A 17,428-nucleotide genomic window follows, 5' to 3' on the forward strand; every position below is an offset into this window, starting at 1 on the left:
AATCAACCGGAAGGATGTCCAAGACGCTGCCAATATTTTCTTAAAGCAAAGGTTCATATGGACACACGGTTGATAGAAGAGTAAAGTGTGGGACACTTGTCAAGAAAAGCGGGTTAAGGGAGGAACGCAGGCTTAGAACGGCAAAGGATTTTTCGAACCGCCCGTTAAAAAGCCTGCTGCGTTTATAAAAAGGCAGAATGAACAGGCCCAAAAATAGTTCAGGGCTGTTTAATAATTAAGTAATGTTTTACCTTTCAGGATCCCGTTTTTATACATACAAGATTGTTAGGCAAATGTATGCTAAAAGTGGTTAGTTCCTCCAAGGATTGGCAAGTTATGTAACCGCCTTGTTTTTCAATAATTTTTTTGCAAACAAAAAGTCCTATTCCAGTGCCAAGCTCTTTTGTCGTAAAAAACGGCTCAAAAATGGTTTTAAGAAATTCAGCTGCAATGGCAGGTCCGTTATTGGAAATATTGATGAAAATTCCTTTCTGTGAACAAAATGATTCTATAATCATATTTCTCGGTTTATCTTTTTCTTTCAAGGCATCAATTGAATTAATGAGCAAATTAAGGAGAACCTGTTTTATTTCATCTTTATTCGATGAGATGATCAGATCGTCATCTATTTTAGATGTTAAATTAACATCAATATCAACAATACTTGGATATATGAGGGGCTGTAATTCATGAAATAAGCTCTTGATAGAAAATTCTTCATTTTGTTTTAGATTGATTTCTGCTTTAGAGGTATGAAGAAATTGAGTAATCCTGAAATTCAGTTGTTGAAGCTCATGCTCGATTATATCAATATATTTAAGGTCAGGGTATTCATTTCTCAATAATTTATTAAAACCAATGACAGCAGTTAATGGGTTTCTAAACTCATGAACAAAGCTTGAAGAGATTTGTCCCAAAATAGCTAACTTATCTTTGTGATTCTCGCTGATAAACAATTTTTGATCTTCAAGCTCCTGATTTTTTAAATTAGTATATTGGGATACAGCATGAAAACAAAACTGGTCAAAGTGATTATTTATATCCTCTATTATGACCTGAAGGTTCTTTAATGGGAGCTCAGACTGCAGCACATGTTTCACTAAAATACTGCGCCCTAAGTTTACGTTGTATACAAAATCTCCAATATTAATGTCCGCCTCTAAACGTTCTTTTGCAATTTTATAAGCCAGCTGCTGGAGCTCTAATTCGGATAATGATCCAACTATTGCTTTTTCTATTAAAGAATACATAAGACCGCCATTCACGAAGATTCTCTCATTATATACATCTATCCCATTTACAATAATGGATTTAAGCCATTCGTTTAAAAACTTTGATTTATGGAGATCTAAAAATTCAATTAAAGCAGCTTTATTTGAATCAATTTGGGACGAGATATCCACTTTCCTTTTGCACCTCTTTCATGTTGATTAAAACACAGGATAATTAATGGTATTATTCGACATTATGCCTCAATATCCCTTTGAAAGTGTTTGGAAAAATCCTAAATGTAATATTTTCTTTGTAAATAGGATGAAAAAGCAATCTATTTTTTATAAAAAATTAATTTTTATTCTAAACATAGTAGAAATAAGAAAATTTTATTTTACTTTTCAGATTTTTATGATAATCTATACTTAGTGTCATAATATTATAATTTTTTAGAAAAGAAAGGGGATAGAATATGGGACGACCTGGAGGTTTTAAAAAGTCTTTGAATTTGCTGGATCTTACATTTTTGGGGCTTGGATCGATTATCGGGTCAGGCTGGCTTTTTGCAGCAGCCAATGCAGCGGCCTTTGCCGGCAGCTACGCCTGGGTTTCCTGGCTTATCGGTGCATTTGCTTTCATTTTAATCGGTCTTGTGTATGCGGAGTTAGGTTCCATGATGCCGCGTTCTGGAGGGTTTGTTCGTTATCCGCAATACACACATGGATCTCTGGTAGGTTATCTGATTGGGTTTATCGCAATGCTTGCTTACTCAAGTGTAGCAGGTATTGAAGTAGAAGCAGTTCGCGGCTATGCTGCAACGTGGTGGACAGCACTTGGCACCAAGACGGCAGGGCCTACTTTCATTGGCTATGTGTTTGAAATTGCACTTTTAGTACTCTTCCTTTTATTGAACTATTGGAGTGTTAATGTTTTCGGCAAGTTTAATACAGTTATCACAACGATTAAATTCCTGGTACCGATTATTGCTGTTATTGTTTTATTTACTCATTTTCATCCTGCAAACCTATCTGTTAAAGGGGCAAATCCAGGCGGAGCATCCGGAATCTTTGAGGCAGTGTCGTTATCCGGTATTGCATTTGCATTCCTGGGCTTTCGGCAGGCAGTTGATTTTGGGGCCGAAGCAAAACGTCCGCAAAGGGATATTCCTCTTGCCATTATTTTTGCTATTCTGCTTGGAACTGTTATGTACCTGTTGCTGCAGTTTGCGTTCCTTGGTGCGGTTCCTGCAGCTGCACTGGCAAAAGGCTGGGCGAATCTGTCATTCGTACAGGCGCCATATGCTGACTTGGCAAAATCACTTGGCATTTTATGGTTAATGAATATCATCTTTGTTGATGCAGTTATTTCTCCATCTGGAACAGGAAATATTTATCTATCTGGAACGACTCGTGTACTATTTGCCTGGGCAAAGACAGGACTTTTCTACTCATGGTTCCAAAAGGTTGATGCCCGTACAGGTATTCCTAGAGGCGCGCTATGGCTATCACTTGTGTTGTCGGTTATTTGGATCCTTCCTGCACACTTAAGCTTTTGGCAGGGACTTGTTGGAAATGTTACTTCGGCTACAGTTTTAACCTATATGATCGGTCCTATTTCACTTGCATCCTTGCGAAAAACATCTCCTGAATTGGAGAGGCCATTCCGTTTAAAAGCGATGAGCTTTTTATCACCGTTGGCGTTTATCGCAGCTTCACTAATTATTTTCTGGAGCGGTTGGACAACAAACCTTGAAATTTTAGGTATGACATTAGTTTCCTTAGTTCTTTATTTTGCCTTTATGGATAAGGATGGCTTGCGTCAACGTCTTCGTTCTGATTGGAAAACTGGAAGCTGGCTGGTAGTATATTTCGTCTTTATGCTGATTGTATCCCGTTTGGGCAACTATCAGCTTCCTGCAGGAGCCAAGCCGATTATTGCTTCTCCTTGGGACAGTGTAATAGTGGCTGTTGGAGCTCTCATTTTCTACTACTGGGGTGTGAACAGTGCAATGGCACAGCCTGAAATTGATGCAGACGACGAGTCGGATGAAGAATTGAAAGCAGCAAATCTTTAATTAAGGAAAGAAGACCTTTGCGAAATGTTTTGCAGAGGTCTTTTTTTAGTGTTTACTAGTAAAATATAAAAGGCTTAACTTGTGAATTATTTTTTTCCTGCTACTGGCCATTTCGCTTTTCTTGTGTCAATTATTCCAAACTGGAAGCGTGATACTTAATTTTGAGCCCACTTTATGATGGACATTCACCCATTAATAAAAAAGGTGAATATAGTATAGAAGTCATGAGGAGGGGATGAAGATTAAATCATTGTATACGGATAGTCCACACAATCGAAAATGTCTTCACGCATGGAAAAGGAATGTGCTGGAAAAATTTGAAGCAATAATGAATGACAAAGTAAAACCATTCCCATGCATACCAGCTACAATAGGATTCAATTTGAATCAATTTCGCTATGGATTTACAGGTGATCCCAGTGAGATTACAACGCAAGAGGAAGTAAATGAAATGCTGAGGGAGTTTACAATTCATTGCAGAGAGTTTGGTCCTTATACTTCTCTCATAATTTTTTATCAGCTGCCTGATTCTGTAATGGACACTTATACTGTGGAAAATTTTGAAGGGATGTTTTGGCAGCAATTAAGAGTACTCGCAAAAATGGACGAAAGAGAATGGCCGTATAATATTCCGGGAGATCCGCATAGTCCTGCCTGGGAATTTTGCTTTAATGGAGAACCTTATTTTATGTACTGTGCTACCCCTTCCCATTTAAATAGAAAAAGCAGGCACTTTGATTGTTTTATGCTTGCTGTGACACCACGCTGGGTATTAAACGAATTTAATCGTTCCCAAAGTCATGCAGCGAGGATAAAATCTCAGGTTCGCAGGAGATTAAGCAATTATGATGCAATACCGATCCATCCTGATTTAAACAGCTATGGAAATGATGATAATTTTGAGTGGAGGCAATACTTCTTACGGGATGATGATTCTACTTTATCCAAGTGCCCTTTCTATAGCCTTGAAAAATAGTTGAATGACAACAAAGTATTAAGCGCATGACTGGGTCATGCGTTTTATGTTATTATCATTGACTTCTTAAGTATGTTAAAGTTCTTACTAGCTGTTCCATGCGAGTATTGTGACTGTTTAAATAAGCTTGCTACTATCTATTATGAGATGATGATTCCCATTTTGTCTATCCTCATTTATACTTAGTAAGTATGCAGAAATCTTTATTTATTGAATTGAGAATTCTAAATCCATTTAAAGGGATTTGTATAAAGAAGTAGTTAAGTTGTTGAAGGAGGAACAAGAATTGACAAATACAACAGGAGAAATGTTTACCGCTGAGATAGATTTTCTTGATGAAAAAGGATCAGGTCAGGCTGCAGTTTGGAGAGATAATGAACTGGGTAACCCCAAAAAATTAAAACTTACCATTCCACAGACATTAAAAGGAGAAAAGGTAAGAGTAATAGTTGACCGGCCAGAACGTAAAAGAAGAAAAGCAATGCCAGAAGAAATAGTGGAAGCTCATCCTGAGAGAGTGGAGGCTCTATGTCCACATTTTGACCGGTGTGGAGGATGTGTATGGCAGCATTGGCAATACGAAGGCCAATTAAGTGAAAAGACGGACCACGTGAAAAAAGCTATAAAAGAACAAGGATTTAGCCCAGATCTGGTTCAGGATACAATCGGAATGGAAAATCCCTGGCATTACAGAAATAAAATGGAGTTTACTTTTTCACCTGATGGCTCCCTTGGTCTGCATGAACAAGGGAATTTCCGTAAAATCATTTCATTGGAAACCTGCCTTATTGCAGGAAAAGAAATGGTTGAAGCTGCCATGGAAGTAGCACGCTGGGTGAGTGATTATCAGTTACGCGGTTATGACAAGGATACTCATGAAGGATTACTAAGACATTTAATGGTAAGGCAGTCATTTGCTACCGGTGAAATGATGCTGGGGATTTTTGCTACTGAAGCACCTGTTGGTGAGCTTGAAAAAGCAGTGCAGGATTTAATAAAGAGGATTGAACAGAATTTTGTCAATGTTAAAAGCTTGCTGTGGCTTGAAAATACAGATTGGGCAGATCGGGCTCAATCAGAAAAAAAACATGTTCTTTCAGGCCGTGATTATATCTATGATGAAATGTCCGGTTATCGTTTCCGCCTATGGTTTGATACCTTTTTCCAGACAAATCCGATACAGGCACAAAAGCTTGTTGATATTGCTATAGAAATGGCCAAGCCTAAGGAAACAGAAAGTATGATTGATCTATTTTGCGGTGTAGGAACGTTTTCGCTTCCATTTGCAAATAAAGTAGGAAGGCTTGCGGGTATTGAAATAGTTGAAACCTCGATAGAATCGGCAAAACGAAATGCGAAAGATAACGGAATTACCAACACTTATTTCCTGGCGAAAGATGCCAGGAAAGGGATTGATGAGGTTTTGGAAAGCTTCGGAAAGCCAGAGTTGCTTTTGCTTGATCCGCCTCGATCAGGAGCTGGAGGGAAAGTGATGAGAAGAATCGGGCGTTCAAAGCCTGAACGTATCATCTACGTTTCCTGTAATCCAGATACATTTGCGACGGATGTAAAAGAGCTTGAAGCATTTGGCTATTCCTTGAATGTTGTACAGCCAGTAGACTTATTCCCTCACACGGTTCATGTGGAGTGTGTAGCCCAGCTAACGTTAAAAGAAAATAATTAAAAGCTTACGCTATTGTGTAAAAGTATGAAGTTATAGGCAATTAAAGAAAGCCTGAGTCCAATAAAGAGGGACTCAGGTTATTTATTATGCGGAAATTCTTATTTAAAAAAAGATTTACGTACTACAACGTTATAAATAAAATGATAATAAGAGGCTCCTAGTCAAAGTAATAATGTAAATTTAAAAACCAGCGAGCAGCTTATTTTATTTTAATCTAATGGAAGATGAAACATTGGCGATTTACTAAAATGATTGGTAACAGAAGTGGTTTGAAAAAGAGGGAGGCAAGGGTGGTTGGAAATAAAAATTGATGATTTAACAAGCTCTGAAGTGGCAGAGTTAGTAAAAGAGCATCTTCATGGCATGGCAGTTCATTCACCGCCGGAAAGTATTCATGCATTAAACACTAAAGAACTGCAAAATCCTGACATCACTTTCTGGAGTGCATGGGAGGGAAAGGAATTAGTTGGGTGCGGAGCACTTAAAGAGCTTGATTGCCAGCACGGAGAAGTTAAATCCATGCGTACATCAAAGAAGCACCTAAGAAAAGGTGTAGCAGGCAGGATCCTTCGTCATATTTTGAATGAAGCTAAGCAAAGGGGATATAAAAGCCTGAGTTTGGAAACGGGCTCGATGAAGGCTTTTGAGCCTGCCAGAAGGCTGTATGAAAGCTTTGGTTTTCAATATTGCGGGCCTTTTTCAGATTACAAACTAGATCCAAATAGTGTCTTTATGAAAAAAGATTTGTAAAGGGGCGTTTGTATCGATAGCAACATGGGAAAAGAAGCGATTAAAAATGGCGCTTCTTTTCTCATGCTTACTGCAGAGTAATCGTTTGAAATTCAATAATTAGCTTGTCTAAATCCTGACTATACTTTATTGTTTCCGGGTGTGTGAATCCCTTCTTTTTACCAACCTTTATTAGCTTCTGCCTTAATTGGTTAATTTGACTGTTTAGTTTGATTGCTTCGAATAAAATAGCCATGTAAAATTCTCCTAATTACAAAAAGTTATTAGATGTTCATTATTGCATGTCATACTTTAAGAAAAATAAAAAAGGATTAAAGTTCACAGTTTTGTCAATTTTCACTTGAAAAATTTTCGAATAAATCTTAGCAACCGACAAAAAACAAAAATGCTTTAATGCATTATACTTGATTTTGAACAACTCATTAAAAGGTTTTTTAAAGGACTGTATTGTTTTGCAGCTCATTATTTCAGTACAGCTGAAGTAATGAGCTGCAAAACGAGCAGTTAACAACACAGAATGATTAACAGAGTCTAAAAAAGATATTCATCTGCATATAGAATAGACAGATAAAAAAATATAGAATCTCGTTATCCTTAGATAGCAAATGAGGGGAAAATAGGGTATAGGTATCAAAAGCGCACACTAACTGTTTTCAGGGAGGAATAATTGTTTTGCGGAATGTTCACATAGGAGCAAAGAAAAAAATGCATGTTCCCAGGGGAGCATCAATCCTTACTTTGATTATTATAGGAGTTTTACTGAGTATTTTATCGGACAAGTTAACAGTTGGACCAAGATGGACCATTCTTTTTGCCATTGCAATTTTGCTTGTGCCAATGGAGATAAGTGTGGTAAGGGGCAATCACGATAGGACTCGGATATTGTCTCTTAGCTTAGCAGGTGTGGTTACAGCAGGCCTTATCACAAGTGTGGCATTTCTCATTCATGCATTATTCCATCATTCTGCGAGTGCTGCCAGCTTATTCCGTAGTGCCTGTTTGCTTTGGATTATCAATATAGGAGTATTTGCTGTGTGGTACTGGGAAATGGATCGGGGAGGTCCATTAAAAAGGCATAGTGGAAAAGGTGAAGCACCTGATTTTTTATTTCCTCAAATGACGTTTGACATAAAAGAGATTGAAGAATGGACCCCTGTTTTTCTGGATTATTTTTATTTGGCTTACAATACAAATACAGCCTTCAGCCCTACGGATACGCTGGTACTGTCCAAAAAGGCGAAAATTTTTATGATGGTACAGTCCTCTATCTCTCTTCTTATTGTAGCTGTGGTCGCTGCACGGGCGGTTAATATTGCTTAATTAGGCATTCCTTAATATATGGTTTCTTATTGGAATAAGCGAAAAAGAAGGCTTGAATGAAAAACGAAAAGCATTCATGGATACAACCTGAATGCTTTTCGCTTTTCATTCTGCTATTTTGGATATATTTTCTGTACACGGCCGATTTGTCCGTCAGTTAATCTGACCTTGATTCCATGCGGATGTGTAGCTGAGTTGGTAAGGATATCTTTCACGATTCCCTTGGTCAGATTGCCCGTTTTTTGATCAGCTTTCAAAACAATTTCTACAGATATCCCGGGAGTTATGTCTTTCCGATTATTTCCGTTCATTAGACTCCCATTTTTCTTCGCGTATTACTTGCTTTTTTCGTTTGCTGACTTTTCATTTTCTTGGCGGAATGAGTAGGATCCGCTTTTCCTTTAGGAGAAGAAGCTTGTTTCTTTTTATTTTCGAGGTGCAGTTTCATTGCCTCTTGAAGGCTCATTTTCTTTTTTTGTGCTTCAGACTCATTATTTACAGTCATTAATAGGGCTCCTTTATTATTTTAATCGTTAACTTAGTATAATCTATTTACGTGATTTATAAAAGAACTATATATGTTGAATTTAAGTTTTCACCTGATGATTGGAGCGGAAAGAGAGTGCATGCAACGTAAATCAATAGCCATTTTTAAGAATTGTAATTTATATAATTGGAAATCAAAAGGGAATAATCCTGTTTTTTTCTCAATTCGAATAATGAATGGAGAAGCTGAACTTTTGTGAAAAGGAAGTAAGAAGGTAATCTAGATGAGTATATCGAAATGAATAAAAAAGCATTTTAGACATGTTTATGAAAAAGGGGAGGAAGTTTTAAAAAATGAAAGTAGTTGTTGGAGCGGGGGAATACAATAATAATCCAGGCTGGATACACACACAGGAAGAGGATTTGAATCTATTGGATCTGAATACCTGGAAAACAAATTTGAGCCTAATTCTTTAACTGCTATTTTAGCAGAACACGTCTGGGAACACCTTACTTATCAAGAAGGATTAAAAGCTGCAAAGTTATGCTACAAGTATTTAAAACCAAATGGATACGTTCGCTGTGCTGTTCCTGATGGTTATTTTCCGGATTTAGACTATCAAAACAATGTTAAAATAGGGGGGCCGGGCCCGAAAGACCATCCTGCTTCGGATCATAAAATCGTGTTTACCTATAAAATATTATCAGACATGTTCGAAGCTGCCGGATTTCAAATCCGATTAATCGAGTTTTGTGATGAAAAAGGGATTTTTCACTTTAATGACTGGGATATTGATGATGGAGTTATCTATCGTTCTAAAAAAATCGATCCAAGAAATCAAGGTGAGAAACCGTTATTCCCGTCATTAATGATCGATGCGATTAAAGGTTAGAATTATATTTACATAGGGACAGCTGAATTTTGGGAAAGAGAAGTTAAACAGATTTAGGTGGCGCTTACATAATATTTTTTTGATTAACTCATTTCCGGATGTAAAGGTATGGAAATATTTATCCTGCTTTTTTAAAAGCAGCAGCATCAAGGAAGCGAGATTATTATTAAACTTAGTATAAGGGAGTCGTTATATGCAATTTAATCTGAAGGAAGCTATAGAGATTCTTGAACGGACACCACAAACGTTGGATTATTTTTTATCTGGACTATCAGAAGATTGGCTTCTTTGCAATGAGGGGCAGGGCACCTGGAATGTGACAGAAGTTATTGGGCACCTGATAGACGCAGAAAAATACAACTGGATTCCAAGGCTGGAAATTATTCTTCAGAAAGGTGAAAATACACCATTTCCACCTTTTAACCGGTTTTCTCACTTAAATGATGATCTGAAAATGTCCATGCAGCAAAAATTATTTGTTTTTAAATCGGTTAGAAAACAAAACCTTATAAAGCTGAAGGAACTAATTACAGATGAAGTGCAGCTTAAGTTAACAGGGCAGCATCCTGAATTTGGTTCTGTTAGTGCAAGGGAGCTCCTTTCAACTTGGGTAGTACATGATTTAACCCACATGGCTCAAATTGTAAGGGTCATGGCTGAAAGATATCGGGAAGACGTTGGGGAATGGAGCAACTATTTGGGAATCTTGAAAAAAATTTGAAGGGAACATTTCTTACATCCACAGCTAAAACAGCTTTGGATTTTTTTGTAACTCTAAAATAAATAAAAATAACATGTTTCTGTTCCCTAATCATATAGAAAAGTGCAAGAAAGAGATGGCCAATCAAAATGGAAATGAGTTCATTTTTTGTGTTTGTGCCACATGAGATCGTAAGAAGAATGGATAACAAATGCAATTGGTATGGTATAGTATAGTTAAATTCAACTATTAATTTATTTTGCCGTAAGGCTTTTATCTGCATATATGAGGAGTTTGTAATGATGCTAGCGATTGTTTTTGATTTAGAAACCATTAGGACACATCAAAAGGGACAAGAAAGACATATTATTGAAATTGGCGCAGTAAAAGTAGACTTAAATGATGAAAAACCAAGTGTAATTGATACTTTTCAACAATATATTATTCCTCCAACTAAATATATTCCTAAAAGCTCCCGAAAAATGATTGGGATGGAAAAGGAAGATATGTATAAATCTATCCCTTTACAGCAAGCAATTAAAAAATTCATAAAATGGCTGGAGAATGATGACTACTATTTGTGTACATGGAGCAGGTCAGATTTAGATATCATTCAGCATAATTATGATGTTAACAGATTTAACGTGAGCTGGATTAAGAATTATAATGATATTCAATTGCCTATTTCTAAAGCATTGACAGGAATGGATGGTGTCTTAGGGCTGAAAAAAGCAATAGAATTAGGGGGAATTCCAATAGAAGGGAAATGGCACAGCGGATTATCAGACGCAATTAATACGGCAAGACTGCTTATTAAATACAAAGAGAATGTTCTGCTGCAGCAGAAGTCTATTTTTGAGGTTTTTTCCATCTTCCATTGTCCGCTATTTAAAACCTGCAGAGTATGTGGAGAAACGAAATATCATAATCAATTTAATAGTAAAATGAATATTTGCATTCCATGTGAAACGGAAAAGAAACTACATTCTGAAAGGAAGCAGCTTTTGCTAAGCAAGAAGTCTGAATCCAAGATTTGAAGTATTAAGCCTTTATCCTTCGATGGGTGTTGAACGGATTATACAACCATTACACCTTTTTATAACAATTCGAATGGCAGATAAAATCACGTATAGGTAAATTATGGAAATTGCAAATGCAAAGCTCTGTTAATCTTGCTTGTTGATTTCCTATCCAGGCGCTCATTTTCCATGTCCGGTTAATGAGCTTTCCCTCGGCGCTTTGAGTCTGGTAGGTTTAAAGCACATTTTCCCCTCGGAGTCTCCTTTCTTCCACTCCAATCCTCATTTGTTCAATATCAACAATAAGGTTATCAAAGCAAATAAAAAAAGACACTCCTTGAAGGCAGTAGTCTGTATCCATTCAAAACTGGCAGCTTATTATTACATCGCAGTTTATTTTGGTCCAATATGATTAAGTGCATGTATAACCCATGCGGTAAATCCTGCAAAACAGAGCAAACAAACAAATGATAGGGTCATTGTAAAAATACTTAGCTTTGCCCTTCGGCATAAGGAAGGTAATAATGGGGCTGCCAGGAATAAAATAATGTCTAGGAAGTATAGTGTAGGTCCAAGCCTATGCGTGCGCAAAAACATGTAACTGAAGTCAGCAAGCCCGGCAACAAGAAAAAAATGGTCATATCCTTTCTTATCATCAAATTACCTCCATTTAATTAATCAATTGCTGATTTATCGAAAAATAAACACAATAAGTATCATCTCTTATATTTCTATATAAGTGATATTATGAAGGATATCGTTTGCCGTTCAGTATGATTTTTATTAACATGGGGTAAATTTAGGGGCTTTGTTCACAATGATCTCATTATCATATAAATTCTTTCTCAAAGATAGGACCAGCATATAAAGCAAGAAAGCTTGATCAATCAAATTTTATCCTTTCGATTGAATGCACTGACTGAAGTGCTTTGATAATGTCATTTTGCTACAAGGAACCATTTGCTTGAAGCTGAAAATCCAGTTTATAGAACGAAACTTCATCGCTAGTTTTTAGTTTCACTTGATAGGTGATGACATTAAGTTGATGTATGGTTAATATGTCTATGATTTCTGAAATAATTTGATTTGAAGGAACATGAACGGATAATTTATGATATTTGCTAAAGACCGGTTTAAATAATCGGCTTAGTGCTTCCAGACATAAAAGGACAAGGGCTGTGCCGCAAATGCTGATTATATACATACCTGTTCAAATTGCAAGCCCAATACAAGCAGTAGCCCAAAGGCCAGCAGCAGTCGTTAGTCCTCGCACAGACTGTCTTTGGACAAGGATTGTACCGGCTCCTAAAAAGCCAATTCCGCTTACAACACCTGCAGCAATTCGGCTGGGATCCAATTCAATCGTACGATTATTCACAACATCATCGAATGCATACTTAGATACGACCATCGCAAGGGCACTGCCGACAGCAACTAAAAAATGTGTACGAAGGCCAGCTTCTTTAAAACGTTTTTCCCTCTCAAAACCGACTAATGCTCCTAGAATGCCAGCAATTAAAAATCTTGCAATAAGTTCCATTTCTATCATTTAGACACCCCCTTATTCTATATTTTCTTTACTAAAAGCTCAATTTTAATATTGATTGCTAAATGATTGAAGCGGAAAGCACGGGAACCCTGAGGGAAACCCAGCAGGAGCTCAAGGAAGAAGAGACTCTCAGGCACCGGGAGGAAATCAATCAGTAGGAAGGCCAGAATACGCGCCATGTCTCAGTTAATTCCATACATAGTTATTTGAAATGGGAGGCATGTGACTCCTTCATGGTAGGCACAAAAAGGGGAGACACCACACTTAAAGGGATCTGTTGAGAATCCTTAGTAAAACAGCTTTTAATAAATGGTCTTAATTTTTTTGCAGTAAAGCTTATTACATTAGTTTAAGTTTTCTATAGGCGTATAATTACAACAACATCAATATTTTCTCGAATTTCTCCTTTAATACCGAGAATTTTGAGCATTATTTACTATTTCCCTTTTTTCTTTTAATTGAGCATCAGTTCCTATTACATAATGCAGATGCAGAAAAAAAGGAGGGAGAACCAATATCGTATTGGCAAATAAACTGAGAAGAAGTAAACCGTAAAGACAATTAATCGAAGCGATAAATGAAAAATAATTAGCCATTATAACAAAGCACCCTAGGCCAATACGGACCAGGGTGCAACAAAATTCAATGTGTATTCTTAAGGAAGGATATTTCCTGCTGCCCGGTAAATAGCATACCACTCTTCGCGATCGAGCTGAACTTGGCTGGCTTTTATACAATCTTTTAACCGCTCTTCATTCATTGTCCCGATAACTGGCTGCATCTTTGCAGGATGGCGCAAAAGCCAGGCAATGGCGATTGTTGTGCTTGTTACACCATATTTTTCAGCGATTTCTTCTAATTTTTGATTAAGCTCAGGGAATTTATCAGAACCTATAAATACTCCTTCGAAGAATCCGTATTGGAATGGTGACCAGGGCTGAATGGTGATATCATTTAGTCTGCAATAATCCAGGATGCTCCCATCTCTGTTTACGGCAGAGTCATTTTCCATATTCACATTGATACCATTTGATATCATGGTGGAATTTGTAATGCTTAATTGAAGCTGATTGGCAACTATTTCTTGCTTTACTGATTTCTTTAAAAGCTCAATCTGCATGGGATTTTGATTTGATACACCAAAATGTAAAACTTTACCTGAGCTTTCAAGAATGTCAAACGCCTCTGCGACTTCTTCAGGTTCGACCAATGTATCGGGACGATGCAAGAGAAGAACATCCAGATAATCAGTATTTAAACGCTTTAGTATGCCATCGACTGAATTCAAAATATGCTCTTTAGAAAAGTCAAACATCCCTTGCCGAATACCGCATTTCGATTGCAAAACAATGTTTTCTCGAACGGAATCAGTCATATGGATAGCATCCGCAAAAATCTTCTCACATTCACCGCGGCCATAAATGTCTGCATGGTCAAAGAAATTTGCACCATGTTCCAGTGCGGTCTGTACAAATTTTTCAGCCGCGTTTTTTTCCAATGAATTAATACGCATGCAGCCGACAGCAACGACGGGTACTTCTAAATTACTTTTTCCAAGTTTCATAGTTCTCATGTGTTGTTTCCTCCCCTTGCATTCTTGATTACCTTTTTTCTTGGATGCAATCAACTGGCGAATAGCTTTACAGGATTTAATATGTATCCACTTTCATTGTGACACATAACCAATTAAATCTTCAACTTTTTTGAACCATTCTCCTAATCGTTCTACATAGATAACCATTCATCATTCAACTGGGATTATATGTACAAGAATAACATGCAGGACAAATAGTGGTGCTCATATAAGTTAACATTACTATTTATTAGGTTTAACATTCTTTGCACCGATAAGCATGAGACTCCTGATGAGAAAAGTGGCAGGGCGGATCCCCACAGGTACCTTAATGAGTGTTTGTCAATCAAAGAATTCAAGAGGTATTTACATAATATCATTACACAGTAACTCTACTTTTTATCTTCACCCATTGCTATAAATATTTTGGTTGTGCTAAATTTAAATGTTGATAACTGCTCTTTCTTTACTGTAACCTTTCAGCTTTGCTGAAAGGCGTGTGAAACCGCCGTTTCACATGAGGGAGCTAAAAAACAACAGTGTTCTTTAACCTTCGGTAAAAAAATCCATTTGTTTAAAAGGGGAAAAGCGGGAAAGCAAGAGGAAATAAAAGTAGTTGTTGGAGAAGGGACATACAATAATACATCCAGGCTGGATACATACAGATAAAGGAACTAAATTTGCCTCTGTTTCCTGAATCGATCTTTTTCGAACGAAAAATCAATGAATTAAAGTAATGAATGTGTACACTCAGATCGATTATACGGATGATTCTGAGTTATGGCTTAATAGTTTCAGTAATGAAAGAGAAACCGGTTTTTCACGTAATACTCTCAAAGGCGAAGGAGTCCTTTAAGATATTTACTCATTCATTTGTTAAAACTTTGGTAAATTCTTTCCGGACGTCCTACATCACCATAAGAAAGGGTGGCTTCTACTTCACCTTGCGAAACTAAGTACTCTAAATAACGACGGGCAGTTGTGCGGCTTATTCCTATTTTACTGCCAATTTGTTCTGCAGAGGAACCGTAATTCATTTCCTGAGCGGCAGCTTTAACTTTTTCTAATGTCAGCTGATCAATTCCCTTAGGAAAATGATAGTTGTCCTTTCGTTTAAAGGCCGAGGCATCAGTGTTAATAAACAGTTCGTCAATTTCATGTTGATTAATCTTCTGGTTTTCCTGTGCCAACTTATTTAATCTATTTCGAAATTTTTTATAATTTAATAGTGTAGTTTGAAATCTTTCAAAAATTACTGGCTTCACGATAAAATCATACACACCGCTTCTAATGGCATTCTTTACAGCTCTAACTTCCTTAGCCGCTGTTATCATGATTACATCTGTATCAGGTTGGACTTCCTTAATAAAACGAAGAAAATCCAATCCGCTCATGTCAGGAAAATAAATATCTAAAAGGACAAGGTCAGGACAAAGAACTTCTAGCTGTTCCTTTGCTTCCTGTTTATTTGTGGCAATTCCTATTACTGTATAACCTTCGATTTTTTCAACAAATCTGCGGTTAATCTCAGAAATTCGCACATCGTCATCTATGATTAGTACTTGTATATTTTCTAATGGATTAAACTTTTTGCTCAATTACTCCAAACTCCTTTCTTTTAGGAATCATCACAGTGAAAATAGTGCCTCCCGAAGGCTTGATTGTAAATGTGAGGTACCCATGTAATTCTTTTATTGAGTATTTGACTAATGAAAGACCAATCCCATGGGATTTTTCCAGTTTTGTAGAGAATCCCAAATCAAATATTTTATCAGAAATTTCATCTGGAATTCCCATTCCGTAATCCTCAATTTCGATAATTAAATCCTTTCCTAAGTCAATTAAAGACACTTGTACCAATTTTCTAGTGACAAAAGAAGGGAGTACGGCCTCAATGCCATTATCAATTAAATTTCCAATTATAGTAATTAATTCGTTACGATCGATGGATTCGGGTACATCAGAAAAACTGCTTTCCCGATCAATTTCCAAATCTACCTTCAATTCTCTAGCTCTATTGAATTTACCTATCAGTAGGCCCCCAATCATGGGATCGGGAATTTGTTCCATAATGAAATGGATAAGATTTTGATGGACATCAGATTCACGTGTAATAAAATCAATGGCTTCCTGATAAGATTCTAATTGCAATAAGCCGGAAATCATGTACAGTTTGTTTGAATATTCATGAGTTTGTGCCCGGAGTGCTTCTGCATATTGTTTTACATGAGATAATTCCTCAATCAGATGATACAATTCTGACTTATTACGAAAACTGGATACTGCACCTAATATTTTGCCTTGATAATTAAAGACGGGGAGGGAATTTATGATAATAACTTGATCCTCTACTCTCGATTGCTGATCGAATTCAGGTATACCGGTTTGTAGCACCTTCAACAAACTGGAATTTGGATAGACTATTTGTATGGCTTTTCCTAATAATTCCTTTTCACTCAAATACCCAAACATTTTGCAGGCTGTTTGATTTGCCATTGTAATCAGCCCTTTTGAATCAATTGAAACAATTCCTTCCCGAATGGATTCAAGTATAGCTTTTTTCTCTTGATACAAACGCCCAATCTCTTCCGGTTCAAGTCCGAGAATTGCATTCTTCACTCTGCTCGAAATGAACAGGGTGCCTAAAACACCTATGATAAAAGCCACGATCCCTAAATAAATAATTCGCTTTAGGTAAGTAGAAATTGTTGTATCTATTTCTTTTGTCAAAAATCCAACTGAAACAATGCCAATTACCTTGCCTTCTTGATCAATAATCGGTGCTTTTCCTCTTAAAGAAAGCCCGAGGGTACCGACAGCTTCTTCGAGAATAGTATGACCTTTTAAAACAGCTTGGTTGTTGCCGCCCTCCATTTCTTCCCCAATACGGTCAGGATCTGGATGAGAATATCGAATACCTTGCCGGTTTCCCACAACCACAAATTGTGCACCTGTCTTCTTGCGAATGTCTTCGGCTATGGGCTGAATTGTTTTGGCAGGATCCTGCTGCTGAAAACCTTCAATAATATCTGGACTAATGGCAACGGTTTCTGCAATATTTAAAGCCCTTTCACCGATTTGTTGTTTTAAGGTAGAAGCAGCCATATATTGAAATGACAAAACCAAAATAGCAATAACAGAAAGGAGCAGGATGCCGATAAATACGATTAATTTAAATTGAAAGCGCATGAT

General features: G+C 37.0%; 14 protein-coding genes and 2 pseudogenes. 8 read left to right on the forward strand and 8 right to left on the reverse strand.

Annotated elements, in window-relative coordinates; genetic code table 11:
• Nucleotides 1-254: 254 nt before the first annotated feature.
• On the reverse strand, nucleotides 255-1,403 hold the full coding sequence (locus tag A5N88_RS03435; RefSeq protein WP_232317516.1) for a histidine kinase N-terminal domain-containing protein: 1,149 nt from the start codon (nucleotides 1,401-1,403) through the stop codon (nucleotides 255-257).
• A gap of 281 nt (nucleotides 1,404-1,684) precedes the next feature.
• On the opposite strand from A5N88_RS03435, the gene A5N88_RS03445 reads away from it, so the two are divergent.
• The 4 genes from A5N88_RS03445 (at nucleotide 1,685) to A5N88_RS03460 (ending at nucleotide 6,696) form a co-directional block, all read left to right on the forward strand.
• Nucleotides 1,685-3,286 carry an APC family permease gene (locus A5N88_RS03445; protein WP_066263079.1) on the forward strand — a complete coding sequence of 534 codons (1,602 nt, stop codon included), beginning with the start codon at nucleotides 1,685-1,687 and terminating at the stop codon, nucleotides 3,284-3,286.
• Nucleotides 3,287-3,521: 235 nt separating this feature from the next.
• Nucleotides 3,522-4,262, forward strand: a complete 741-nt coding sequence (locus A5N88_RS03450; RefSeq protein ID WP_066263080.1) for a YqcI/YcgG family protein — start codon at nucleotides 3,522-3,524, stop codon at nucleotides 4,260-4,262.
• A 307-nt stretch (nucleotides 4,263-4,569) separates the two neighbouring features.
• The gene (gene rlmD / locus A5N88_RS03455) at nucleotides 4,570-5,946 is read left to right on the forward strand and encodes a 23S rRNA (uracil(1939)-C(5))-methyltransferase RlmD (RefSeq protein ID WP_083953274.1); all 1,377 of its coding nucleotides are present in this window, start codon (nucleotides 4,570-4,572) and stop codon (nucleotides 5,944-5,946) included.
• A gap of 294 nt (nucleotides 5,947-6,240) precedes the next feature.
• Nucleotides 6,241-6,696 carry a GNAT family N-acetyltransferase gene (locus tag A5N88_RS03460; protein ID WP_066263086.1) on the forward strand — a complete coding sequence of 152 codons (456 nt, stop codon included), beginning with the start codon at nucleotides 6,241-6,243 and terminating at the stop codon, nucleotides 6,694-6,696.
• Nucleotides 6,697-6,763: 67 nt separating this feature from the next.
• Here the strand turns inward: A5N88_RS03460 and A5N88_RS24025 are convergent, their stop codons facing one another.
• Nucleotides 6,764-6,931: an aspartyl-phosphate phosphatase Spo0E family protein gene (locus tag A5N88_RS24025; RefSeq protein ID WP_083952998.1), complete on the reverse strand. Its 168-nt coding sequence runs from the start codon at nucleotides 6,929-6,931 to the stop codon at nucleotides 6,764-6,766.
• A gap of 437 nt (nucleotides 6,932-7,368) precedes the next feature.
• Between A5N88_RS24025 and A5N88_RS03465 the strand changes: the two genes are divergently transcribed.
• Nucleotides 7,369-8,016, forward strand: coding sequence for a DUF1345 domain-containing protein (locus A5N88_RS03465; protein WP_083952999.1), 648 nt, complete (start codon nucleotides 7,369-7,371; stop codon nucleotides 8,014-8,016).
• Nucleotides 8,017-8,129: 113 nt separating this feature from the next.
• Here A5N88_RS03465 and A5N88_RS03470 read toward each other — a convergent pair whose 3' ends face one another.
• Nucleotides 8,130-8,327, reverse strand: a complete 198-nt coding sequence (locus A5N88_RS03470) for a YwbE family protein (RefSeq protein WP_066263089.1) — start codon at nucleotides 8,325-8,327, stop codon at nucleotides 8,130-8,132.
• On the reverse strand, nucleotides 8,327-8,521 hold the full coding sequence (locus A5N88_RS03475) for a hypothetical protein (protein WP_066263092.1): 195 nt from the start codon (nucleotides 8,519-8,521) through the stop codon (nucleotides 8,327-8,329). Before A5N88_RS03475 ends, A5N88_RS03470 begins: the two co-directional genes overlap by 1 nt.
• A gap of 335 nt (nucleotides 8,522-8,856) precedes the next feature.
• Here A5N88_RS03475 and A5N88_RS03480 point away from each other — a divergent pair.
• The 3 genes and pseudogenes from A5N88_RS03480 to A5N88_RS03490 all read left to right on the forward strand — a co-directional run bounded on the left by A5N88_RS03480 (nucleotide 8,857) and on the right by A5N88_RS03490 (nucleotide 11,132).
• Nucleotides 8,857-9,395, forward strand: a pseudogene (locus tag A5N88_RS03480) (class I SAM-dependent methyltransferase).
• Between the two features lie 193 nt (nucleotides 9,396-9,588).
• Nucleotides 9,589-10,116: a DinB family protein gene (locus A5N88_RS03485; RefSeq protein WP_066263094.1), complete on the forward strand. Its 528-nt coding sequence runs from the start codon at nucleotides 9,589-9,591 to the stop codon at nucleotides 10,114-10,116.
• Nucleotides 10,117-10,397: 281 nt separating this feature from the next.
• Nucleotides 10,398-11,132, forward strand: coding sequence for a 3'-5' exonuclease (locus A5N88_RS03490; RefSeq protein WP_066263097.1), 735 nt, complete (start codon nucleotides 10,398-10,400; stop codon nucleotides 11,130-11,132).
• Nucleotides 11,133-12,060: 928 nt separating this feature from the next.
• Here A5N88_RS03490 and A5N88_RS03495 read toward each other — a convergent pair.
• The 4 genes and pseudogenes from A5N88_RS03495 to A5N88_RS03515 form a co-directional block, all read right to left on the reverse strand.
• Nucleotides 12,061-12,663, reverse strand: a pseudogene (locus tag A5N88_RS03495) (MgtC/SapB family protein).
• Between the two features lie 655 nt (nucleotides 12,664-13,318).
• Nucleotides 13,319-14,236 (reverse strand): aldo/keto reductase, encoded by a 918-nt coding sequence (locus A5N88_RS03505; RefSeq protein ID WP_066263104.1) that lies wholly within the window; start codon nucleotides 14,234-14,236, stop codon nucleotides 13,319-13,321.
• 869 nt (nucleotides 14,237-15,105) lie between these two features.
• Nucleotides 15,106-15,834, reverse strand: a complete 729-nt coding sequence (locus A5N88_RS03510) for a response regulator (protein ID WP_198160167.1) — start codon at nucleotides 15,832-15,834, stop codon at nucleotides 15,106-15,108.
• The gene (locus tag A5N88_RS03515) at nucleotides 15,818-17,425 is read right to left on the reverse strand and encodes an ATP-binding protein (RefSeq protein ID WP_066263106.1); all 1,608 of its coding nucleotides are present in this window, start codon (nucleotides 17,423-17,425) and stop codon (nucleotides 15,818-15,820) included. Before A5N88_RS03515 ends, A5N88_RS03510 begins: the two co-directional genes overlap by 17 nt.
• Nucleotides 17,426-17,428: the final 3 nt, after the last annotated feature.

Source organism: Heyndrickxia acidicola (genome assembly GCF_001636425.1).
GTDB classification, from domain to species: Bacteria; Bacillota; Bacilli; order Bacillales; family Bacillaceae_C; genus Bacillus_AE; species Bacillus_AE acidicola.

Coding starts and splice junctions, on each gene's coding strand:
- A5N88_RS03445 (WP_066263079.1), top strand. CDS start 1,685: ATGGGACGACCTGGAGGTTTTAAAAAGTCTTTGAATTTGCTGGATCTT.
- A5N88_RS03450 (WP_066263080.1), top strand. CDS start 3,522: ATGAAGATTAAATCATTGTATACGGATAGTCCACACAATCGAAAATGT.
- rlmD (WP_083953274.1), top strand. CDS start 4,570: ATGTTTACCGCTGAGATAGATTTTCTTGATGAAAAAGGATCAGGTCAG.
- A5N88_RS24025 (WP_083952998.1), bottom strand. CDS start 6,931: ATGGCTATTTTATTCGAAGCAATCAAACTAAACAGTCAAATTAACCAA.
- A5N88_RS03470 (WP_066263089.1), bottom strand. CDS start 8,327: ATGAACGGAAATAATCGGAAAGACATAACTCCCGGGATATCTGTAGAA.
- A5N88_RS03475 (WP_066263092.1), bottom strand. CDS start 8,521: ATGACTGTAAATAATGAGTCTGAAGCACAAAAAAAGAAAATGAGCCTT.
- A5N88_RS03485 (WP_066263094.1), top strand. CDS start 9,589: ATGCAATTTAATCTGAAGGAAGCTATAGAGATTCTTGAACGGACACCA.
- A5N88_RS03490 (WP_066263097.1), top strand. CDS start 10,398: ATGCTAGCGATTGTTTTTGATTTAGAAACCATTAGGACACATCAAAAG.
- A5N88_RS03505 (WP_066263104.1), bottom strand. CDS start 14,236: ATGAGAACTATGAAACTTGGAAAAAGTAATTTAGAAGTACCCGTCGTT.
- A5N88_RS03515 (WP_066263106.1), bottom strand. CDS start 17,425: ATGCGCTTTCAATTTAAATTAATCGTATTTATCGGCATCCTGCTCCTT.